This window comes from uncultured Nitrospira sp. (assembly GCA_902500695.1).
GTDB lineage: Bacteria > Nitrospirota > Nitrospiria > Nitrospirales > UBA8639 > Nitrospira_E.
In genome coordinates this window covers 1-22,025 of the sequence record CABVRQ010000065.1, presented here as the reverse complement: position 1 = coordinate 22,025, position 22,025 = coordinate 1, and the positions used below count along the sequence as shown (strand labels likewise).

Annotated in this window: 15 protein-coding genes; 2 read left to right on the top strand and 13 right to left on the bottom strand. The window is 47.2% G+C overall.

The genetic code is table 11. From position 1 onward, the window contains the following. Both AAH187_RS14635 and AAH187_RS14630 read left to right on the top strand, forming a co-directional pair. Window positions 1–515, top strand: a 515-nt coding sequence (locus tag AAH187_RS14635; RefSeq protein WP_342349209.1) for a hypothetical protein, incomplete at its 5' end; no start/stop codon positions are given. A 1,095-nt stretch (window positions 516–1,610) separates the two neighbouring features. Continuing rightward, on the top strand, window positions 1,611–3,149 hold the full coding sequence (locus AAH187_RS14630; protein ID WP_342349208.1) for a hypothetical protein: 1,539 nt from the start codon (window positions 1,611–1,613) through the stop codon (window positions 3,147–3,149). 88 nt (window positions 3,150–3,237) lie between these two features. On the opposite strand, the gene AAH187_RS14625 is transcribed toward AAH187_RS14630, so the two are convergent. From AAH187_RS14625 to AAH187_RS14565, 13 genes are all read right to left on the bottom strand, one after another. Next, the gene (locus AAH187_RS14625) at window positions 3,238–4,443 is read right to left on the bottom strand and encodes a glycosyltransferase family 4 protein (RefSeq protein ID WP_342349207.1); all 1,206 of its coding nucleotides are present in this window, start codon (window positions 4,441–4,443) and stop codon (window positions 3,238–3,240) included. A gap of 33 nt (window positions 4,444–4,476) precedes the next feature. Next, entirely contained in the window at window positions 4,477–6,342 is a 1,866-nt protein-coding gene (gene asnB, locus AAH187_RS14620; RefSeq protein ID WP_342349206.1) for an asparagine synthase (glutamine-hydrolyzing), read from the bottom strand. 23 nt (window positions 6,343–6,365) lie between these two features. Beyond that, on the bottom strand, window positions 6,366–7,730 hold the full coding sequence (locus AAH187_RS14615; RefSeq protein ID WP_342349205.1) for an O-antigen ligase family protein: 1,365 nt from the start codon (window positions 7,728–7,730) through the stop codon (window positions 6,366–6,368). A gap of 64 nt (window positions 7,731–7,794) precedes the next feature. Continuing rightward, window positions 7,795–8,985, bottom strand: a complete 1,191-nt coding sequence (locus AAH187_RS14610) for a hypothetical protein (RefSeq protein WP_342349204.1) — start codon at window positions 8,983–8,985, stop codon at window positions 7,795–7,797. 13 nt (window positions 8,986–8,998) lie between these two features. Continuing rightward, entirely contained in the window at window positions 8,999–10,135 is a 1,137-nt protein-coding gene (locus tag AAH187_RS14605; RefSeq protein ID WP_342349203.1) for a glycosyltransferase family 2 protein, read from the bottom strand. 199 nt (window positions 10,136–10,334) lie between these two features. Then, on the bottom strand, window positions 10,335–11,525 hold the full coding sequence (locus AAH187_RS14600) for a glycosyltransferase family 4 protein (RefSeq protein ID WP_342349202.1): 1,191 nt from the start codon (window positions 11,523–11,525) through the stop codon (window positions 10,335–10,337). Window positions 11,526–11,537: 12 nt separating this feature from the next. Then, window positions 11,538–13,304, bottom strand: coding sequence for a glycosyltransferase (locus tag AAH187_RS14595; protein WP_342349201.1), 1,767 nt, complete (start codon window positions 13,302–13,304; stop codon window positions 11,538–11,540). Window positions 13,305–13,364: 60 nt separating this feature from the next. Then, window positions 13,365–14,828: an oligosaccharide flippase family protein gene (locus AAH187_RS14590; protein WP_342349200.1), complete on the bottom strand. Its 1,464-nt coding sequence runs from the start codon at window positions 14,826–14,828 to the stop codon at window positions 13,365–13,367. Window positions 14,829–14,918: 90 nt separating this feature from the next. Beyond that, a complete protein-coding gene (locus AAH187_RS14585; protein WP_342349199.1) occupies window positions 14,919–16,637 on the bottom strand; it encodes a phosphotransferase in 1,719 nt (572 codons plus the stop codon). Continuing rightward, window positions 16,637–17,617, bottom strand: coding sequence for a glycosyltransferase (locus AAH187_RS14580; RefSeq protein WP_342349198.1), 981 nt, complete (start codon window positions 17,615–17,617; stop codon window positions 16,637–16,639). Before AAH187_RS14580 ends, AAH187_RS14585 begins: the two co-directional genes overlap by 1 nt. Further along, the gene (locus AAH187_RS14575) at window positions 17,614–19,644 is read right to left on the bottom strand and encodes a glycosyltransferase family 39 protein (RefSeq protein WP_342349197.1); all 2,031 of its coding nucleotides are present in this window, start codon (window positions 19,642–19,644) and stop codon (window positions 17,614–17,616) included. The genes AAH187_RS14580 and AAH187_RS14575 overlap by 4 nt, the downstream gene beginning before the upstream one ends. 78 nt (window positions 19,645–19,722) lie before the next feature. Continuing rightward, window positions 19,723–20,712 carry a glycosyltransferase gene (locus tag AAH187_RS14570; RefSeq protein WP_342349196.1) on the bottom strand — a complete coding sequence of 330 codons (990 nt, stop codon included), beginning with the start codon at window positions 20,710–20,712 and terminating at the stop codon, window positions 19,723–19,725. A gap of 220 nt (window positions 20,713–20,932) precedes the next feature. Further along, the gene (locus tag AAH187_RS14565; RefSeq protein ID WP_342349195.1) at window positions 20,933–21,856 is read right to left on the bottom strand and encodes a glycosyltransferase family 2 protein; all 924 of its coding nucleotides are present in this window, start codon (window positions 21,854–21,856) and stop codon (window positions 20,933–20,935) included. Between the last annotated feature and the right edge of the window lie 169 nt (window positions 21,857–22,025).

The following is a 22,025-nucleotide window of genomic DNA, read 5'->3' as shown; positions in this document are numbered from 1 at the left end:
ATGCGGCGGGCAACACCACCACCTCCGCACCCCGCACGGTCACGGTGAGTAATACTAGTACGCCGCCAACACCGCCACCCACCTCAACACTCAATATTTCGAATCTGACCGTGTCCAGCGGGAAAGCCTATGTTGTGCCCACCTCCGGCCTCCAAGCCGGGGGCACGGTCTATATCGACCGCGCCTATACCTTTACGACCGTTCCCGCTCTCGTACAGGGAGCGGCATATATCAGAACGGCGAATGATGACAAATCAGCGACCAATACCGCCTTTCTCAGCTTTACGGTCAATCAACCCGTCTCCGTGTATGTTGCCCATGGCGATCGCATTACCTCGAAACCCTCGTGGTTGAGCACCTTTACCGATACCGGGACAAATTTGGTGACCTCGGATGCGACCTTCAGCCTGTTTGTGCGGGCCTTCCCTGCCGGCACCATTACCCTCGGGGGCAATGCCAGCAGTGGCAATAGCGGAAATGATTTGAGCATGTACACCGCCATCGTCAAACCCTAAGGCAAAAGTGTCCCATGAAGTATCGGTGGCGAAACAATAAGATGAGTATCCGGAAAAATCTAAGTGACACCTATATGATAAATTTGACTACAGATAACAGACCGAAGAATGAGATAGTGGCAAGCACTGCGACGGGGAGAGTGACCAGCGTCACCACCTTTACTTGCAACTCTCGGGATGTAGGAGCATCTAGATGAAGCCTGGGGAGATGCCAATAATAATTTTAGTAGCAGTAGGACAAATTCAAGTTGGGACTTATCGGAATATTAATTATTCACTCCGTGGGATAGACAGAACCAATCGCCAAATCACTTTCGAAGGGACGTAAAATGCAGGAGAAACCCTGTCAACAGGGTAACCTACCCAAATGATTCCACCCCGCTTGACCTTTTCGCTGCGCAGGATGCGATTAATTGGGTGCTCCGCTAAACCAACAATTATATTTCCGCCTGGGAGTGGCAAGATATCGGGCTGGAGGATTTCGTGAGCAGAGCATTCCTCGGCCATTGATACTGGCAGACTTTCACTTAAATAAGCTCAGGCATCCACACATATTATTTTGGGAATTTGGAAGTGGCCAACTAGTGAGATTAGGATAACCTTTTCGAATGGGCTCTTAATCTCTGTTGATTCCCTTGAGAAGGTTCAAAGGTAAACGCAACAAATATGAGTGTTCTTAAACTGGCTCATAGATTTTCACTAAATGCGGTACTTCGACTTAATCGTCCCCATAAAAGAGAAATCCAGCCTATGATCAAAGAACAATGGACAACGATCTATTACCAACCCACAAATGCCCAGGTTAGGCTGACGTTCGGTACCAGCTCCAACCAGACACACAGCATGCAACTTTATTCAAAAGCATCGATCACCAACGATTGGGAGTTTTCGAGCTGGGGCATAGTTAAGGCTGAAAAATTCTTAAAAACCTTACTAAAGCTTTCCTTAATGTTACCGAAACATAACCAGTCACGGGATAAAAACCCAATTTTCAGGGAACGATAGAAAATACGTCTACGAGCATTACCATCAATTAAATTCCTATCCGTAAGTGATTCCATAGTAGTTATGACAGAGCACCAAAAGGAGAAAACCATGAAAAGGCGATATGCAACAAATCCCGCAATACTCTGGCCATTACTGGCAGCATTTTTCATGCTGCATGCCACCCAGAGCCTTGCCGCGACCTATTATATATCTCCCTCAGGGAGTAATGTCCTGGGTAATGGCACCAATCAGAACCCCTATTATACGCTCACGTATGCTTTTTCGAAGGGCGGTGGCCACACCTATATCCTCAAAGATGGTCAGTATAATTATGAAGGGAGCACCATCACGAATCCACCAAGTGGGTCAACAACCTCACCCACGATCATTCAGGCAGAACACGATGGCAAAGCCGTCATCGATGGTGCAGGAGCTCGTTCGGGAATTGACATCCGCCAAGCGGGCACTCATCATATCGTCATCGAAGGGCTCCGCCTCCAGAATTCCGGCGAAGGACCTGCCGTTTCCATTCAATCACCAGATGGGACATCGTTAACCAATCAAATCAATAATATTACCATTCGCCGCACCGGGGCATTTGGCAGTGCGGTGAACACGAACAATAACGTCTGGAGCTTGGCCAGGATTCGTGACTCGTTATTCGAAGAAGTGTGGGGCTGGGGTGCTGGCCGATATGTCCTGAGTGTCTACGGAGGTACCAAAGTGACCGTCCGGCGGGCTGTGCTCCGATGGGATCGTTGGGATGGATTGGACTACAAACCAGGTGACCCGAAATTCAACATGAGTTTATACAATACCTATGACAGCCTGCTGGAGAATGTGATTCTCCTGGATGGGACGACTGCCACAGGAGGAGGAGATCGTGGTGGGATTTTGCTTGCCGGCAATAGCAATGGTGACACAGCTCCCTATACCGGCTCATCAAATAACGTCATTCTTGGTATGATTAGCCTCAATAATGTGGGGAACGGTCTGGCTTCTGAGTCAGGAGGGGCAGTCAATAACAATAATCGATTCGAAAATGTTGTGTCCTGGGGTAATGTCTACGCAATCACAGTTCCTAGAAAAAGCAGCAATACCACCCTCAACCATGTCACATTGGGTGGGGGATCTTATGGGACATATTTCGGTGGCGGCGGCAATCAGGTGACCAATGTCTCCCTGAAAAATAGCCTCATACAAAATAATTCCAATAGTGGAATCAATGGATCCGTCACATCAGATTACAATAACGTCTATTCGAATAATCCCAATTATAACGGCGCAAGTCCGGGAGCCCACGATTCCAGTATACAACCAGGATTAAAATATCTACTGCGGGCGGAAACAGGGACACCGAATAAGGGGGCGGCCTCCGATGGTGGAGATATTGGCGCGACAATTATTAAACGCTATCAAAATGGCACCTTAACCAACGAAAATCTCTGGCCATTCCCAAATGAAGCACGGATCAAGGCGGATCTCTGTGCAAATGAATCACGAGGATTCTGCGGCAAAGCATCCCTCACACATTATATTTGGGAATTTCTTGGGAACCCTCTTCCAGCAGAATATGCGAATGGGGGTGGAACCTCCGATACGATTCCTCCGGCTTCCCCCAAAGGCCTCACCCTTACCATTCAATGATAAGGTCTACCCTGTTGCAGCAAGCAGCCATGAAATGCTTGCTGCACCTCTCCCTTACGAGAAATACTTCCACCCATCCGTAAGGAAATCACACATCAGAACAGGCACCGAGGAGAACGGAATAGTATTGGGATGCGGCCGCATCCCAAGTTAAGGTACTGACCGACGCACAAATTTCGGTTTGATCCCATTTCCTGGACAATGCAATCTCCAACGCCTCACATAACTGGTGACTATTGCCAGGCTCAACAAGAATTCCATTGGCTTTCCCAATGAGATTGGGAATATCACCCACTCCGGATGCCACAACTGGACGGCCACAGGATAATGCCTCAAGAACCACATTGGGACATCCCTCACGAAGACTCGGCAAACAGAAAATATTACAAGCACCTATCCATAGAGGAATATCCTGATGTGCCTTCGCACCAACAAATTGGATATGCCCTTGAAGGTCTTGATTGTGGACGAGCTCTTGATACGGTTTGAGCATGGGGCCATCCCCGACAACATAGAGGATTAATGGCTTTCTAATTCGAACAAGTTCTTGGAAGGCCTCAATCAGGTACCGAAGGCCCTTTTCTTCTTCTTCTGCTAATCTTCCGACAAATAAAACGCAAAGGCCCTTTTGTGGAAGGCCAAGTCTGGTTCCCGTCTCGGTCTGATCCCTTGGGAAAAATAATTGTTTATTCACGCCGTTACGAATAACCGTGACACGCTCATGATCTATCCCCACGCCTAGCAGGTGAGCTTTCAACTCTTCTGAAACAACTGTGACTCGAGAAGCCTGTTTCAAGGCACGAAGAATCGACCCCCTCTTGCGCTTTTCAAACAAAAACATATTCACATCACACCCGAGACCTGATAGGACCAAGGGTACCCCCATTATTCTGGCAAGCCGGGCAGCAGCCACTCCATCAGGATAAAGCCAATGGGCATTTATCACATCAAATCGAAAACAGCGCCTCAGGGCGTACGCGTATCGAATAAGCCCTAGGAAGAACAGAAAACTATGGTAACGGTCACCCCATTTAGGAATAAACGGATATTTCGGGCTCAAGACGGGTGTGCTACCGATATCATAATCAGTTGGAATTAATGAATATTCATGCCATCTCTCCAAAATTTTCCATCGAGGAAGCCTCGGGAACCAGGGTTGTGGGCAAACAACGCGGACCTCACAATAGTTCTTTAAACATTGAACAAGTTGCTCGCTGAAGACCCCCTTGTTTGGATTCACGGGAGTCGGAAAAATCTGGGAAATAAACAGAACTTTTAGGGGCTGGGATAGCATAGAGAACCGTCCAAAATTCGGTAAAGAGAGGAATCAATCGATGTATTTCTTATGCCACATTTCTAAAGCGACAAGGGAAAAAAGCCTTCGGCTCAAATCTTCCTTTCCCTGCCGATGTCGCTTCAAAGCATTATCAATATACGACTCTTGAAAGTAATTTCTCGTCAGACTTTTGCTATCCAGTAAGACATCACGAACCTGGTGATAAAGGTTTTCCCTAAACCACTTCGCCACCGGCACGGGAAAACCTTTCTTCTTTCGATAAATGATCTCATGAGGCAAAAATTTTTCCATAACTTTTTTCAGGGCTAATTTTCCCTCCCACCCTTTCAAGCGATACTCATCAGGCAACGACATGGCAAATTCAAGTAAATGGTGATCCAAAAATGGCACACGGAGTTCAAGTGAATTGGCCATCGTCATCTTATCCGCTTTGACCAGCAAATCATCCGGCAACCATGACTTAATATCCAGATAGCCCATTTTCCTCAAGGCGGAACTTTGGGAAAGAGTGCCAAAAAGCTTTTCAAAAAACACATCAGAATCGTTTCCCAAACGAGAAGCAAAGGCCGGTTGATACATTCTTTGCTTAATACTCGGCGTCACATCGCTAGAGATTCCTCGATAGCGTTTAATAAGAGGCATTCGCATCCAATCAACATACTTTGTGTATTTTTCATTAGCCTTGATGCTGGCCGACAGACATTCAAGCATCCAGGATGGGAGGTAGCCAAATACCCGGTGGATTCGATCAAGCCTTGCCATAATTGGGTACAGGGGATAACCGGCTAAAATCTCGTCACTTCCTTCACCTGAGAGAATAACCGTCACATGCTCTTTGGCTAGCCGAGAGAGGTGAAATAGTGCTATAGCCGCACTTTCCACAATGGGTTCTTCCGTGTACTCAAGTAACAAATCCAATGAGGTAAAGAATTCATCCGATTCAAGGATGTACTCGTGGTGATCAGTGTGAAAAGTGTTCGCAATACGCTGGGCATAGGGAAGTTCGCTGGCATCCCGGTCATCCCGATATCCAACAGAGAAAGTCTGGACCGGCTCTGTCATAAATTGACTCATTCCTGCAACAACCGCACTGGAATCAATCCCACCACTTAAAAATGCCCCCAGTGGGACATCACTCATCAGGCTCATTTTAATGCTTTTTTGAAGTAATTCCGCATATTGCCCCTGAGCCTCATCAAAGGATAACTCGCTAGGAGGAGCATCATTCAGATCCCAATATTGTGAAATGGTCACTTGCCCATCTTGAAGAGATAAACCATACCCAGGGAGCAGTTTTTGGATGCCTTGAAACAGGGTGGATTGGCCGGGAACATATCCTACGGATACGTAGAAATCCAAAGCAGCCATATTTGCGGATGGGCGAAATTCAAGCACTTTGAGAATGGCGCGCACTTCGGAAGCAAAGAGAAACTGATGTTGATCCACATAATAATAAAGGGGCTTTATCCCAACACGATCCCGAGCGAGAAAAACAGAATTCTTGTTGCCATCATACAGAGCAAAGGCAAACATCCCATCAAACCATTTAGGGCAGTCAATTCCATATTCTTCATAGGCATGCACAATAACCTCAGTATCGCACTTTGTTTGAAAGGTGTGGCCTTTGGCCATTAAGTGTTCACGCAATTCAAGAAAGTTGTATATCTCGCCATTGTAGACCACCGCAATAGACCCATCCTCATTAAACATCGGCTGTGCGCCAGCATGTAAATCGATAATCTTCAGCCTTCGATGCCCAAAGCCAACATGCTTATTCAAAAATATTCCCGCGGAATCAGGGCCCCGATGGACCATTGAATCCCTCATCTGCACAAGGAGACTTTGTTCGACAGGTTCACCGTCCCTCATCCTCACCACACCACATATGGCACACATAGCATATGACTCCAAAGAAAAGGTTATGACAGGACGCCAGCAAAAAACAGTGCAGTAAATAATCGAAGAAACAGTACAAACCCCACTTCTATAAGGGCAATCCAAATGAAATCATTCCGGGTCAACCGAGGATGAAACCCATTTAATGAGCAAAAAGCTGCAGCAATGCCAAGCTGTACATAAAAAAGTATAAAATCTGTGGTCACAAACATGGAGGTGGCTGCATACGAACAGATGCTCGCTAAAAGAGCCAGGGCGAGTGAGCGATCCTTTGGATCGGAAACTTGCTTTGAAACATGCCACAGCCCTTTTATGGAAATATAAGACAAGGAGATATAGACAAATAGCCCAGGAAAGCCGGTTTCTCCAAGATTTTCGACATATGAATTATGTGCGATCAGGCTAAGTCCTGTTTTATGTCTGGCAGAACTCTTAAAACGCATTTTGCCTACTCCAAAGATCGGGTTTTCCTTAGCCATCTCCAACCCCGCAGCCCAAAGCTCCACACGATGTGACGCCGATTTACTCCCGTCGCTATCATCCAACCCGCGTGTCGTAAGAAAACCAACCAAAGGCGCGGCCAAAACCAGAACAATGGCACCAAGGATCAACGCGGTACGTGGCTTAAATCGTAAGACCAAAGAAGCGAACAATGCTACGACTGTGGCCAATAACCCGCCGCGAGACTGAGTCAAAAGGAGGCCTTGAAAAATAAGTATGGTAAAAAGGAAGGAAGTAATCCGAACAAAGATATTCCAGGGAGAGAACATAAATTGAATGAGAAAAGGGAAGGAAATGACAAACAGCAAGGCCAGGACATTCATCCCATCCCAAAGTCCAACCCACTTTGCACGCCCACCATGACCATCATCCCAACCAAGATGTTGCCCGGCCCACCCAACGCCGGTAGCCACTTGATCAATACACTGGTAGGCGAGAAGCCCTGACAGGATAATTTGAAACCAGATCAGACGGCGGATTTGTCCAGTTGAGCTCAAAAAAATGAATAAGCACATAAAAATAAGGAAGGATTTCGAATACTCAGTGAAAGCCGCCCTGGCGTACCATGATCCTTCCCCACCCTGCGCAAGGTTTGACAGGCTGATCACCACAAGCCAGGCTATCAATACATACAATAATGGCAACCTGCCCAAACGCTGCCACCCATCTAATTGAAAAATGGAGCCACCGAGCAAAAAGGCAAAAATAATATAATCAACAGGCCAATCCAGCATAAACGGCACCCAGTCTTGGGGCCGCAGATAGAGCGTGATGAAGTAAAGAAATAGAAGAAAAGACAGCGGTGAGGGTATTGGTCCATTCCCGGAGTTCCGATTGGGCTCCATGGAGTCCACAGGCTGTATGGCTGCGGTTTCTTCTTTGACCATAATGTTTTAAATGAAATCCGTTGCGCCTTTTTGGAATAAAATAGCCCAGGGGGTAGAATTTATTTTATTTATTGTTTGTTGTGGTTTGGGAGGATCTCGCAAATTTTGCCAAATAGGAGGAAGGATCGATCACGGCTCCACTTTCCGCAGCTTTGACAGCCTGAAATAATTCGTAGGCGGTCACATAATGAAGACAGTATCTTCGACCATCGTTATATTCGTCCTCCAGATAAGTCCACATACGATCCATGGGCTCTCCAAGCAGAACTCCCATATTCTCTTCATCGGCTCCATGCGTATGCAGTTTCACAAAGATCCAATTGGGTTGTCCTTGTACGTGAATATGAGTCTTAATCCAAAGGTCAACGCGATCTTTGGAGGGGGGGTTATCCCCGGAGAGTTCTCCATTTTCAATCCTGGGAAGTAACCCAAATTTTCGGGATTTCCAATTCAGCCCTAACGGACCTTGGATCAACATCAGATCTCCACTGGACTTCCTCCCATCTTCCACAGGAACACCGGTGTTATGGGATTTCGGTCTCATGGGGTCATCGGTGGCATAATACAGAGAGTTAATTGTGGCAACCTGAGACTCGTCGGGAGCAGAGGGAAAGGTAAAGTCTGCATAACACCCCGTCTCACGCAAAATAGAAATCTCATTATTGACTCCACACCATTTTCCTGAAGCACCACTATTATCTAAAGCCCAATTCCCATGGATAAAACCGTATTCGATATCTCCTGATTCGGGATTTTTGCGGAGAAGATGGTGCCTTTCATGAAGAATAGTCTTAAATTCATGAAGGGTTTTCCTCAAATGTTCGGCGGTATCATTATCATGGTGGAGATGAATCTCAACATCTCCAAACCCCTTTCTACATAAGGCGGCGAGATGATCTAAATGAGCGGGACGATATTCTTCTGCAGGAAAAAAGAAGCTATGCTGGGGGCATCGCCCACTCACATCCCGATGCTTGGACGCGATATCCGGATACAGTTTCATCCATTTTTCCACCCGTGCACATTCCTGTTCATACGGCACACCACCAACAGCGGGCTCATAATGGTCCGCAACACAGAAAAATATATGAATCGGCCCCTCAGTCAACTTTGGGCGGGAACGAAATTGCTGGATGACATAACTTGCAATCCAGAGATGCATCTGCTTTTGGCGTAATACGAGTCCGACAAACCCCAGGAGGATCAAAAAGCCCCCGAGAAGCCCATATAAGAGATACACTTGGCCATTCTCCAAGGTTAGGACACTCCTAACGTTCGGCTTTACGCCAAAGACTGGTTTGTCCGGAACTAAAAAAATGAAGGAAAAATCCGTACAATGCAGCCGCATTCCCCATACAGAAGTACAAGGGCACATATAAAAGAGTTGCGCGACCAAGTTTTTTCATGAGAAGCCATCCTAAGACCGCAGCAAGATAAAAAGACACTTGCCCCCAGAAAAGACTGTAATACCAAAGAGAGGGAATCATTGCACTGGTCAACAGCATGGTCAAAAGAAAAAATGGGATTAACCAGCGGAATAATTTGTGAGAGATAAACTGAAAGGCAAAGAACGTCTTTGGCGGAAAAAACATCTTTGGAAATTGAGTAAGAATCTGATATCCGGCAGATGCATAGCGAACCTTAAGAAAAAATTCATCATGAAGCGTTTTTGAGGAATATTCGGCAGAAGTCGCTTCTCCTTCATAAATCACTCGAAATCCGGCTTCAACAATTTTCAGAGAAAGAAACATATCGTCATGAACAATGACGGATGGCATAGGGGCAAAAAGAGCTCTGCGAATAGCGAAGATTTCCCCATCTGCACCCACGATGGATCCAAAACGGCTTTCCCTCGATTTAAGCCAACCTTCGTAGTTCCAGAAGGCCGTCTCCCCTTGACTGGTTTGCCTATCACAGTCTTTTAAAATGACCTTTCGGCCCGAAACCCCGCCCACAGAAGGATCATGGAAATTTCGTACCATCTTCTGAATCACCGTTGTCTCATAGACGGTGTTGGCGTCGGAAAATAAAACAATCTCCCCGGTAGCCACCGAAACCGCATGATTCAAAGCTGCCGTCTTTCCTTGCCTGGCCGGTCGATGTAAGACAGTGACTCCTTTTTCCACATACGATTGAGCAATACTCACCGTCTGATCAGTGGACCCATCCGCCACCACAATAATCTCTAACTGCCCTTCTGGATATGCCAGCGCCATGGCGTTTGAGATTTTGCTACCAATAACTTTCTCTTCGTTATAGGCCGCAATAATCATAGAAACAGAAGGAGAGAAATTTCCTTGCGCAATGGGCTTTGGTCTCACACAGGCTAAAAGACAAATAAGCAGTGGATAACCAAAATAGGTATACAGCACCGCCACAAACGCCATCCAAAATAGCAGTTCCATGCTAATTCCTTCTCACTAGAATAGGGATTCAACCCTTCCCCTCGAATGTCCTTCAAGCCGAGCCTAAGGCCATACTTCCATCTCAAAAAGGAAAGGAGAGATTAAACTCGTTTACAGATAAGTGTATGGTGTTTATGTCGGTAATTCTTCCGACAATCCTAAGCGGATTAATATAGCGCGGAGGGAGGAACCAGGGTCATCAACTCTTGTCTATGAGTGCAGAGGCAAACCGTGCAACCTTTTTTCCATTCTCATGCCAGGTATGCTGACCCAAAACTTTTTGCCGGGCACGGTCACCTAACTCTATCCGGAGGTCACTATTCCTCAATAACAGAGAGATGGCCTGCCCGAGCGAATCAGAATCGCCACGTTGGACAACCAATCCATCCTTACCATCTTCAATAATATCTCGAATAGGCAGAAGGTCCGGCGCAATCACGGCTTTTCCCATACCCATAAACTCAAACAAGACAATCGGAGAACCAAAGACATTTGAATCTGGAAGGACACAGATATCCATAGCGGCAATATACGATAACACCTGGGACCTAGGCACGGGACCTGTGAGAAAAACAACCTCTTCTAATTTGCTCCTTCGTATCTGTTCCGTAAGCAGGTCGGCAACCGGGCCACTGCCCACCAGCATAAGCCGAACATGAGGGTATTTTTTGTGGACCTCTTCGACCGCATCAATAAGCAGATCTAATCGGTCCCAGGTATCAAACCACCCTGCAAAACCAACGACAATATGACGATCGAATCGATAGCGCTTTCGAATCTGGGCACCGGTTTCAATCGATTCAATCACTTGGGCATCCACCGCATTGGGAATCACATGAACCCTACCTGGTTTTCCGCCCCGCTTTAATACCTCTTCTTTCAAAAAGCTCGAAACGGTGAATATCACATCGGCCTTTTGGAAGACCAATCTTTCAAACCATTGAGAGACAGGAACCAGCACCTGGTTTCGGGCTCTCTGAACTCCAACCACCTCATTCACCTCCAGCAAAACAGGCCACCCCAAATACTTGGCTAAATAAACCCCCATAAACATGAAGAATGCATACCGTTCATAATACACGTCTTGACTACGCCGTTTTAAAATAGGCCCCAATCGAATCAACACCACCACGTTATAGCCGATTTCGAGAATTTCAAAGAAAATATCCGGAACCCAACAGCTTACGAACTTCCAGATTCGGGTTATCCCTCGTACCTGAGCCTGGCCTTTATCGACTGGCGAGGCTCCTGCCATCTGGAGTGGATCCACACCAGACGGAGACGCCACCCGGGTCGTATGACCCAGCGTTTCAAGAGCCCGAACCAGACTGGCAATATGAACCCCTTCCCCTCCTCGACCCAGCGTTCTATGATGATAAAGAAATTTCACCGTGGCACTCCCTCAAACCGAAAGCATTTTTGAAATGTGAACCGGGTGCATGCCTTTGCGGACAATAAGATCCAGGATAGCCGGAAGTGCCTTGACGGCAGAAGGATTCGTTCCGTGATATAACAGAACATCCCCGGACCGAAGAGACTGGCATTGTAGCGCAGCAAGAATTTCTCCCGAGCTCGTGGCCTGAAAATCTTTGAGATCAACATTCCACATGACACATGTCATGTTTGCTAACCATGCCCCAACAATGGAACCCAAGCATAATTTCCCGAAAGGGGGACGAAATGATTGGCATGGATGTCCTGTGATGGCTCGAAGAAGAAACTGCGTCTTTTCGATTTCTCCTACGGATTCTTTCCATGACAGGAAATCAAAAGAAGGATGGGTATAGGAATGATTTCCTAATTCGTGCCCTTCATCAAAAATTCTCCTAACCATCTCTTTGTGCTGTTCGATCTTTTCTCCAACAAGGAAAAAGGTTGCTGTGACACCATAGGCTTTTAGTACCTCCAAAATTTGAGGAGTGTAAATTAGATCCGGGCCATCGTCGAAAGTAATGGCTATGTGACGAATGGTCCCTTTCCCCTTCCATAACATCCATCGCCGTGGGAACATCCGAAGACACGCTTTCACGATGTTCTTCAAAAATGGAGTTGGCGGTTCTCCCCCATAGAGATATAGATAGGCCTCAGACATGGCAGTCATTCCAAAACGTTCTCGAATACGACATTCACCATTTTTGGCGATTCGTTCGGCTTCACATGGATCCTGAATAAGTTGCTCAAGAGCTTGAGCTAGTGTGTCTGGCTGACCGGAAGGAACCAAGAGCCCTGACTCCTGATGCACAACAACCTCCGGGATTCCGCCCACATTCGTCGCAACGACGGGAAGGCCGTTGGCCATCGCCTCCAACAATGAAAGGGGAATTCCTTCCGAAATGGACGGAAGAACAAATAAGTCGAATGTGGAAAGGAACGTTTCTACATGTTCTTGATATCCCATGAACTCTACTGTTGTAGAAAGGCCTAGAGTCCGAGCAAGCATTTCCAACTCACCTCGCTGAGGCCCCTCTCCCACCACCACCAGCCGCATAGGGAGCCCACGTAATCGAAGAATCGCATGGGCGTGCAAGAGATGATGGATCCCTTTTTCCGGGGAAAGTCGGGCAACTGTTCCCACTACCCATTCTTTTGGATTCCTGGAACCAGATTCCTCGGGAACAGCGACACTCTTCACTCGGTGTGATCTAGAAAATTTCTTATCTTCGATCCCATTTAATATCGTCAGACCTTTAGGAGAGGAGATTCCATACTGCGCAAATGACCTAGTGGTATCTTCAGAAACTCCGACGATTTTATGGAAAAATCTGGATGCGACACGAAACTTCAGACGGTCCTTCCAATTGTAGGTTCTCAACCAAATATCATGTTGCGTATGAATACGAACGGCAACAGAGGTCCACCACGCTGCCCACCCCGCATACAACATCGGATCAAGACTGTGGGTGTGAACCACGGTAACTCCTTCCCGCTTCAACACCTTGGCCAACCGCCTGATCAACCCCAAATCAAGGCCCGGCTTACGCTTGACCAGGAGAATCCGACAACCGGATTGCGCAGCCAGAGGAGCCAGAACACCCGGCTCGTCCAAACAGACGACGATAGTGGGCAAGGTTGACAACACTGGGGAACTGACAAGAGTACAGACCAATCGTTCAAGTCCACCAGGTTGAAGACTTAAAACCACGTGAGCAACTTTTGTTTGACCAATCAAAGCCATTCCTCTACTTATTGCGATCCCATTCAAGAAAACGTTCACGACATGGGGGCAAACCTATTGGGCTGTTCCCCACATCCGCTTTATTCCATGGGTAGCGAAATCCCACCCCGCCTCAACTTCTGACCAATTCAAACAGCCAGCACTTAAGAGGAGAAAGGGGTAGCAACTCACAATGGCCACGCCAGCTCCCAGGAATCCGCCGTATCCCATAAACAGCATTACCCAATTTAATCCCAAAAGGAGGGCACAAATCCCTCCAATTTTCCCCAGAGCTCGATAATCATATTGAATAGGAAAAAGCTGTTGCGAATAAAACAGCATAAAACTCACACTCACGAATTCCGCCAAAAGAAACGCAAGACCGGCTCCCATTGCCCCCAGACGAGGGATCAAGGCAATACTTAAGATGATTTTTACCACGCCGGCCATCACGGTCACATAAAACAAGTATTTGGTCTTTTTCATATACAAAATGCCGGTCTGAAAGGGATAGCCCAAGCTTGACACCAAAAGACCCGCCGCCAGAATCGGGATAAGGTGTTCCGCCGGCCAATATTCTGAAGTCGTCAACATCCGCAGAACGGCCGGCGAAAAGGCTGAGATCCCCAGTGCCAATAGGCCAACCACTGCAGCCATATAAATAACAATTTTGGCTTGCAACTCTTTGACATTCTCATTGTTCATAATCGAAAAGCGGAAAGATCCGTAACTGTTTTTAAACGGCTCGAGAACCAACACATTGCCCAATTCCACGAACTTTAAGGCCAAGGCATAGATCCCGACCGCTTCAAGTCCATACAAAGCCTTGAGAAGAAACCGATCTGAATACAGAACGGCCACACCAACGATGGTGCTTAAGAGAAAGGGAAAACTATAGGCGAGTACCTGACGAAACTTCGTTTGGTGGAACTGTAAGCCACATTCATATACCGTGGTGCCAACAACATAGACCCACGATATGCCCACACTCATGAGATTACCCAGAAGAATCCCCCACACTCCCCATCCAAGAATAGCCACCGTGTAATAATTGCAACCGACCTGTAACAGTAATCGCAGAAAAGAAGCCACGACAAACCGGGTGGAATACTCCCTCGCCCGAAAGTACGCGAGCCCGATTTCCGTAGACAATTGTAGGATAAGAATCAAAAGCCCAAGTTGCAGGAGGCTGGCTTCTTGGGCTGATCCCAATAAGACCCTGGACAAGATCGGTGTCGTCAACCACAACAAGGCTACCCCACCGCAGGCAAAAACACCAGCACCGACCAATGTGGTACTCACCAAATGTTTTCGTTCTAATTCTTCCTGGAATTCAAAGTAAAACCGAAGGGTGGCATGGGCTAATCCGACACCCAGCAAAGAAGACACGAGCGCAGTGACCCCATAGACTAACTCCAGTGTTCCATATTCTGACGGAGTCAAATAACTGGTGTAGAGCGGAAGAAGAAGAAACGCTCCAGCGCGATTGACAATTCCCCCAAGGGCATAAATGGAAGAATGCTTGAATAAACGCTTCATGTCTGACTGCATATTCATTAGTCCATAAAAAAGGAAAGAACATCAACCAGAGCCGGCGGACTGTTTATTGCCGAATATCCAATCGAATTGTTATGAGACAGAATGGCTTGGCTCGGCAACAGCACCCAATGCATTCTCGAAAGCAGCACGCAGGATTGGCATCATGATATGAGAGAACCACTCTTCATCTGATTTATGCCAATGGTCCGAATGCTCATGAAATTGGTAGAGAAGCAGAATGGCCGCAAACAACTTCTGCTGTCCGATAGGTCCTAAGCAGAGTTCCTGCCAATACGTTTGCACACAATCATTCATCAAGAGATCTTCCTCAAAAGCCATCCTCACAATGGCTTGATAAAAGGGGATTCCCTGATTCAAATAGACTTCGTAACTCAAGTACCATAGTAAATCCATCAAGGGAAAACCTTTTCCCCGTGACAGGTCCCAATCGATCAAACCCACAACCTCTCCGGATTCCTGGACAAGTAAATTCGTGCGCTTAAAGTCCCCGTGAGTCCGTACAAGAACCACGGTCTTTCCCATCAACCGTTCTTTCAATAGGACTTCAATATCAGTCACGATAGCTTTATCGGTTCCTTTGCAATACCGCATTAAATGAGCTAGGGAAGCACCCACAAGGCTTTCAAAGAGAATGCCATCAAGAATCACCTTCTGTGCTGTTGCCTTATGAAGTTGCAAAAGGTATCGAAAAGCCTGGGCCGTGATCATGTCGGTTTTCCAAGCCCATTTCCGTTCCCCTGTTGGTTCAACCCCGGGCAGCTTGGATTCTGCGAAATACCTCAGATCACCAAAATTCCCGAGATCGTAGGGAGCGGGAATAGCCACAGGACTGTTACCCTGTAAGGATTGCAACGTTTCATAATTATTTCGACATCGAATCAATGGCTCGCCGCCTAAAGGAAATCGGACAATCCGATCTGGAAGTTTCCCAACTAGGGCATTTGCCGTTCCCACATATACTTCAATATCTGATCGATCCGATCGTTCCCCCTCCTGGTGATTCAAAATATCCCCGATCACGCCTGAAGACCGATCCGGGCAGGACTTCCCTACAATCAAACCGTATGACTCCCCTTTCACCACTTTTTTTAATGTGGACCGACATCTGGAAATCCACGACTTTTTGTTTCGTTCCTGAAACACCGCTTCAACAGGACCGGAAGTCGGATAAAAGGTGAGTCTGCTGAGTACTCTGCTTGAATTCCTCTCCAATGCAGATCCAAGTCCCGGTTGGAATAACCTGGGAGAATCATGGCCAATCCATGGGAATAATGGCCCTTCCCTCATGCCCAAATAGATCATCCCCCCAGGGGTTAATAGGTTGAAGAGTTTGGAAATGTCTTCCCTACCCTTGGATACAGTGCCTCCACCGGCTTCCAACCAAACCTGCGCGTTGGAAAGACAAATGACATCGAAGAGACCATCTTGAAAAGGAAGTGGCTTGTTAAGGCCGGCAATGGGAATCGTTTCAATCTTCCGGCCCTCCTGCCGGGCGCGAGCCATAGCGCACCTACTACTGGGCTCGTCACGAAACACTCCCGTCACATTGGAAAATAAATAAGAGAGGGCAACGGTTGTGGTTCCCAACCCTGCATCAAGATTTAAAACCATATCTTGGCTTGTTCGCCCCACCCATAACATCCAAGCTGACTGCGAACCCAGATGCATTTCCCAAAAGAGGTCATTTCTCTCATTGGAGTCCAATTCGTTCAGGATCTTTCCGACACCGTCCAGCCAACCATGCTCTTCGACTAATTCGGCCAGACGTTCAGGTATCGTCGAGAGCATCACTCGATATCCTTGCGAAAACCGGTATTCCCTTGAAGAAGGCAAAGAAGCCTTTTAACCAAGTGTTTAACCAATCCCCGGGCAAACTGGACTTGGTAGGAGAGGTTGGCTTGATGCAATTTCATAGCCTTGGCTTGCAACTTCCAGGCATGCTTTTCTCCTTCAACAAAACTACTTTCGGCCCATTCAGCATAGATCTTCGCCTTACGTATGTTGTAATTTTCAGAAGTATACTCACTCCGGTACATGCGCAATAATTGAAATTGTGCGCCATATTCCTTCCGAAGACTTCCATGACTCCTCGACTTTTTGAGGATCCGATACTGCCCCATGTATTCGGAAGAAAGGTAAAATTGAGTCTTTCCCGACAACCGGATCCACAAATCAAAGTCTTCCGCTTTGATATCGTGTCGTCCTGCTTGGAATCCCCCGATGCTCGAAAACACATCTTTTCTGATCAGAGCAGTCGACAGACAGATCAGATTGCCTTCCATCAGGAGAGCCTGCTGAAGGTTCATGGGCTTGTCATACAGTTTCAATGCCCTGTGGCATGACTTGAGCGTTCTACCCAGTTCATCGATATTCTCCATGAACCCACCCACCACCCCGATGCAAGAATGTCGATTAACAATTTCCATTTGCGAATTAAGTTTCCCTGGAAACCAAATATCGTCAGCATCGCAAAAGGCAATGTACGATCCCACACTGTGTCCAACTCCCACATTCCGGGCAACGCCTACCCCCTGGTTCTCCTGATGTATGCAGTGGATCCGATCTGCATATTCCCTCAAAATTTCCGGGGAAGAATCCGTAGATCCATCGTCCACGGTAATAATTTCGATGGGCCTATAGGTTTGACATAGGATCGACTCAAGAGTCTCACGTAAAAATTTTTCCGCGTTAAATACAGGGACAACAATCGACACCAAAGGGAGCCTTTCACTGATGTAGGGAGTGGTATTCAAATTATGGCTCATCATTCGGGCGGATTACGCCTGACTTTGATGACCTGCATTCTCTTATCTCTACCCGGATTTGCACGATGAGTGCCCGCGAAATTTTCCCCTAATGCCTCTTTGACCCATTCAAACAACACCGTCTGGTATCTTGGATTTGTCAGGATCCACACGTCACCATCCCTCCCCTGCACTGCCTTTTGTATGGTGTCCTTATTATGCAGAATCAAGTTTCCCCAACGGTCTGTCGTTCCTCCGTTTTGCGAATTCTCCCTAAAGAGGGAAGACTGATCATCATAAAAGATGTAATGCTCATGGGTGAGATAGAATGAGGAAGAAGGGACGGCATTGAGAATCAGATCGCCAGGCTCCCAATCGTCATTAATATATTCGGCAGGACTTCGTACATCCGCTCGCTGATAGTAGTGAATCCCAACCTCCTCGGAAACGTTCATCCGGAAGTTCACCTCCGGTTTTCCGATATTCAGGAGATGGGCAAAAGAGAAATCTTCCGACCCGAGCAACAGTCCAAATGGCAAGAGGACCACCGCACACTTTGAAACTCTTCCTAACATGACATTGGGAGCCCAATTCGAGTCAAGCCATGATTTCAAAGCCAGCGCCCCTTCAAACCAAAGAAGAAGAACCAAGGGATACAGGAAGAAGGAATATCTTGTTGAGTTATACAACGTATTGATCACTCCCAGGATGAGGATACAACTGGCCAACACAAGGAGGAGGAAGTGATCGGTCAGGAAGTGACGGGAATTTCTGGACCCCCACAGCACCATCAACCCAAAAAGACATGACAGCATCATGACGTAGGGCATGACAACCAGCCAGAGAAAACCAAATTCTTCCATCACTCTCGGGTAATGAAAGACAATAGCCAACATCTTATGCAGGGACAGACTTTCGGCCCCCTGTATCCCAAAATGCCCGGTAGCTGTAAGTAACCCCACTGTAAGCCAGAATCCAAGGCAGGCAATCAGGAATACGGCAATGTTCATTTCGATTGACTTACGAACGACCAACTTTGGATCAACGTGTTGAGTGAAATAGGAGACAAGCAGGAGAGCCACCACGATCCCAAACAACTGAGACAGGCCGGCGGCGAGGATAACCAAGCCTATGATTTTTTGCCGCCAATCCAATAAGGACGATTTCATCACCATATAGGCGAGACTTATTCCTATAAGGACAAGCAGAAAATACCCTGCACCCCAAAGATCTCCGCGCATGAAGACAGACTTCCACAAGGAAAGATCTGGGAGAAGCAGAATGCCTCCACCCTCCTGGGGGAGAACGAATCCTTGTGGGTACTCATTTCCCGAATCTCCAGGGAAAAGGCGAGACCATACCTTCGGAACTAGAACATTCAACAGAAGAATTGCCCCGGCCGAAATCCCATACTGTACCTGTTTCGCCAGGCTTACTCCTCGAAGGAAGAGAGGCAAGAACAGTAAACACGCCATGAAAATCGAACCTTCATAGATGACAATGCTGATGGAAGCAATGGCATATGACCATAAAATGGCGCGCGTTCTTCCAAGAAAGAATCCTTCATAAAAAAAATATAAAAACCAAAGAAATGCACATTGAAACATCGAATACATACGGGCAAATCGAGCAAATTCGATTTCCCAAATGGATACACAAAAAAAGGCAACCAGGAGAAATGCACCAGAATTTCCAATTCTTTTCCTACTCAGCAAATAAAGAGGCGGGATCGTGAACAGATTAAACAGGACCGCCGGCAGTCGAAGCGCATATTCATTCATCCCGAATAGGCCGACACTGCCGGCTTCGACGTACTGGAAGAACAGCCCTCTCCAATACATGCCACCATCAGGATAGACCGGGATCCCCTTTTGCTGAATCAGTTCAACGGACTTGGCGATATAAAATTCATCCACCGCCAAGCACCAGGCGCCTAATTCACTAAACCTGGCTAGAGCTCCGATCACAATCGCCCCAAGAGCCAGAAGGGCGCACCAATATTCACTTTTGGAATGGAAGACCTTTCGGAATGGAGCGAGTGGGATACTCATAAACCAGCTGGTCGTGAAAAAGGAGGGACGTACGTATTTCGGTTTTGCCGATTCTTTATCGATTGTTTTCCACCATACTTACGTTCTAGCTTTTAAGAGATCTTTGATGGTGTAGTCCTTCATTTTTCTGGCATGTGTGAACACAATCATCTCACCCAACAGTCCGACCGATGCAGTTTGAACACCGAGGACCATCAACAAGGCCCCCAGGATTAACAGAGGCCGATCGGTCAATCCTGTGAGTCCAAAGAGTTTTTGCATAGCCAAAACCATAGAAATGACCAGGCCACCTGAAAACAATCCCGCTCCGATCAGCCCAAAAAATCGCAATGGTTTTTTTGTGAATTTAAAGAGGAAAGCAACCGTAATGATATCCAGAAAGCGGCGAAGGTATACGCCGGGGCCAAGCATTCGGGAGTGACAATCGGCTGGATGCTGGGCGACATCTCGCTCCACCACCCGGAACCCCCGTTGATAGGCGAGCAAGGGAAGAAACCGATGAAGATCTCCATAGAGATTGACTTCTCGCACCACAGGCCTTCGAATGCCACGAAGGCTACAGCTCATATCATGAAACTCCACGCCAGTCAGTAATCCCAGAGCACTGTGGAAGAGACGATTTTGCAGACGATTGATCCAGGGATCTTTTCGCGGATATCGGCGGGTCGCCACCAAATCATATCCCTCCTTGAGGGAATCCATCACCGTGTGCAGGCCTTCAGGCAGTGTTTGAAAATAGGCTGGTAACGTCAGAATGACCTCAGCCTTGGCCTCCTGAAACCCCACCATCAAAACAGTCGCTTCTCCAAAATGCCGCTGAAGCGGAACGATTCGAATCGGCTCACCCTTGGCTATCAGGGCGTTGAGAGATTCGGCAGGTTGTTCAAACCCTTCGTCCAGGACGAAAATAAATTCAAATGAGGGAACCATACGACGTAAGATGTCCGCATGCACACGATAAATCTCATCAAGGGCATCACATCGTTCTGTAACCGGGACGACAACAGAGACCGCAACCGGCATTGGATCTGAAGAAACAGATTCTGGACCGACGGAATGGACAGTCATGAGAATTCGCCTTTTAAAGTTAAACATGGCATAGCACAAGAAATGACAAAGAGAACGCTGGTGCGGACACGGTGAATTTGGAATGGGCACTGACCTTCAATAAGACTGGCAACCCGATGGAAGCCAACCCCCGGGAGGGCATATGCGTGAGGCGGTTGATACATCATTCCAACCCTATTAAGGTTACTCCCTTGTCGACGATGGAGACCGGACCCAAGAATCATTTAGTCTGGACTCTCCAGATCATCTGATCGGGACGAAAATCCCCGGAATAGAGGATCATTTCCCCAAGCATTCCCATGGTCAGCAGATGCCCTGTCAGTGCGCATAACAAAAAAGTCGTCGCAGGAAATACAATGCCAATGGTCTCTGAAAAAACCATGCCGACGAAGCTCAGGACCGCCAACAAGGCTCCAGGAATGGCGAGTATGGCAAACCACAATGCCGGTCTGGCTGCAAAACCGGTCACCATTTTCACTAAGAACAAATCCAAAAACACCCGCCACGCTCTTGAAATTCCGTATTTGCTTTTTCCGAATATTCGTGGATGGTGAGTGACGACCAATTCGGTGATTCTCGCCCCGGACAAAGTTGCCATCGCCGGAATAAACCGATGCAGTTCTGAATAAAGAGCCACGCGTTTAATAATTGAGGCTCGATAGGCTTTCAGTGAACATCCATTATCATGAATAGCGACTCCGGTGATTTTTCCGATAAGCCAGTTGGCAATCAGGGAAGGGAACCGTCGGGAGAGAAATTTATCCTTCCGTTCCTTCCTCCATCCACAGACCACATCATATCCTTCTGCTATTTTGGCCAACAGTTGCGGAATATCACTGGGATCATTTTGCAGATCCCCATCCATACTGATAATAACGTGCCCCCGAGCCGCTCTGAACCCGGCAGCCATCGCTGCGGTTTGTCCAAAATTCTTTCGTAAACGAATCACGGTGACTTCAGAATTCTTTCGATGAATGTCTTCAAGTAACTCATAGGTCCGGTCTTTGCTTCCATCATCCGCAAACACGATTTCATATGATTGCCCATTCCTCTCACAGGCCGTTCGAATGGCCTCATAAAGGGGATGGACACATTCCTCTTCGTTGTAAATTGGAACAACAATAGAAAGGAGAGGTCGCATCATCAAAAACCTTTATCCAAGAAACTCCGAACAGAAACCCATGCGCTTTAGGAAAATGGACACCAGCTGACTCAAACCCCTTTCACCTGTGCTTTTTCCCCGCATTCCCTACACCAATCAATGGTGGTCACAGAGACTATTTCGCGAGGGCGACATGAGCCCTCTCTATGCT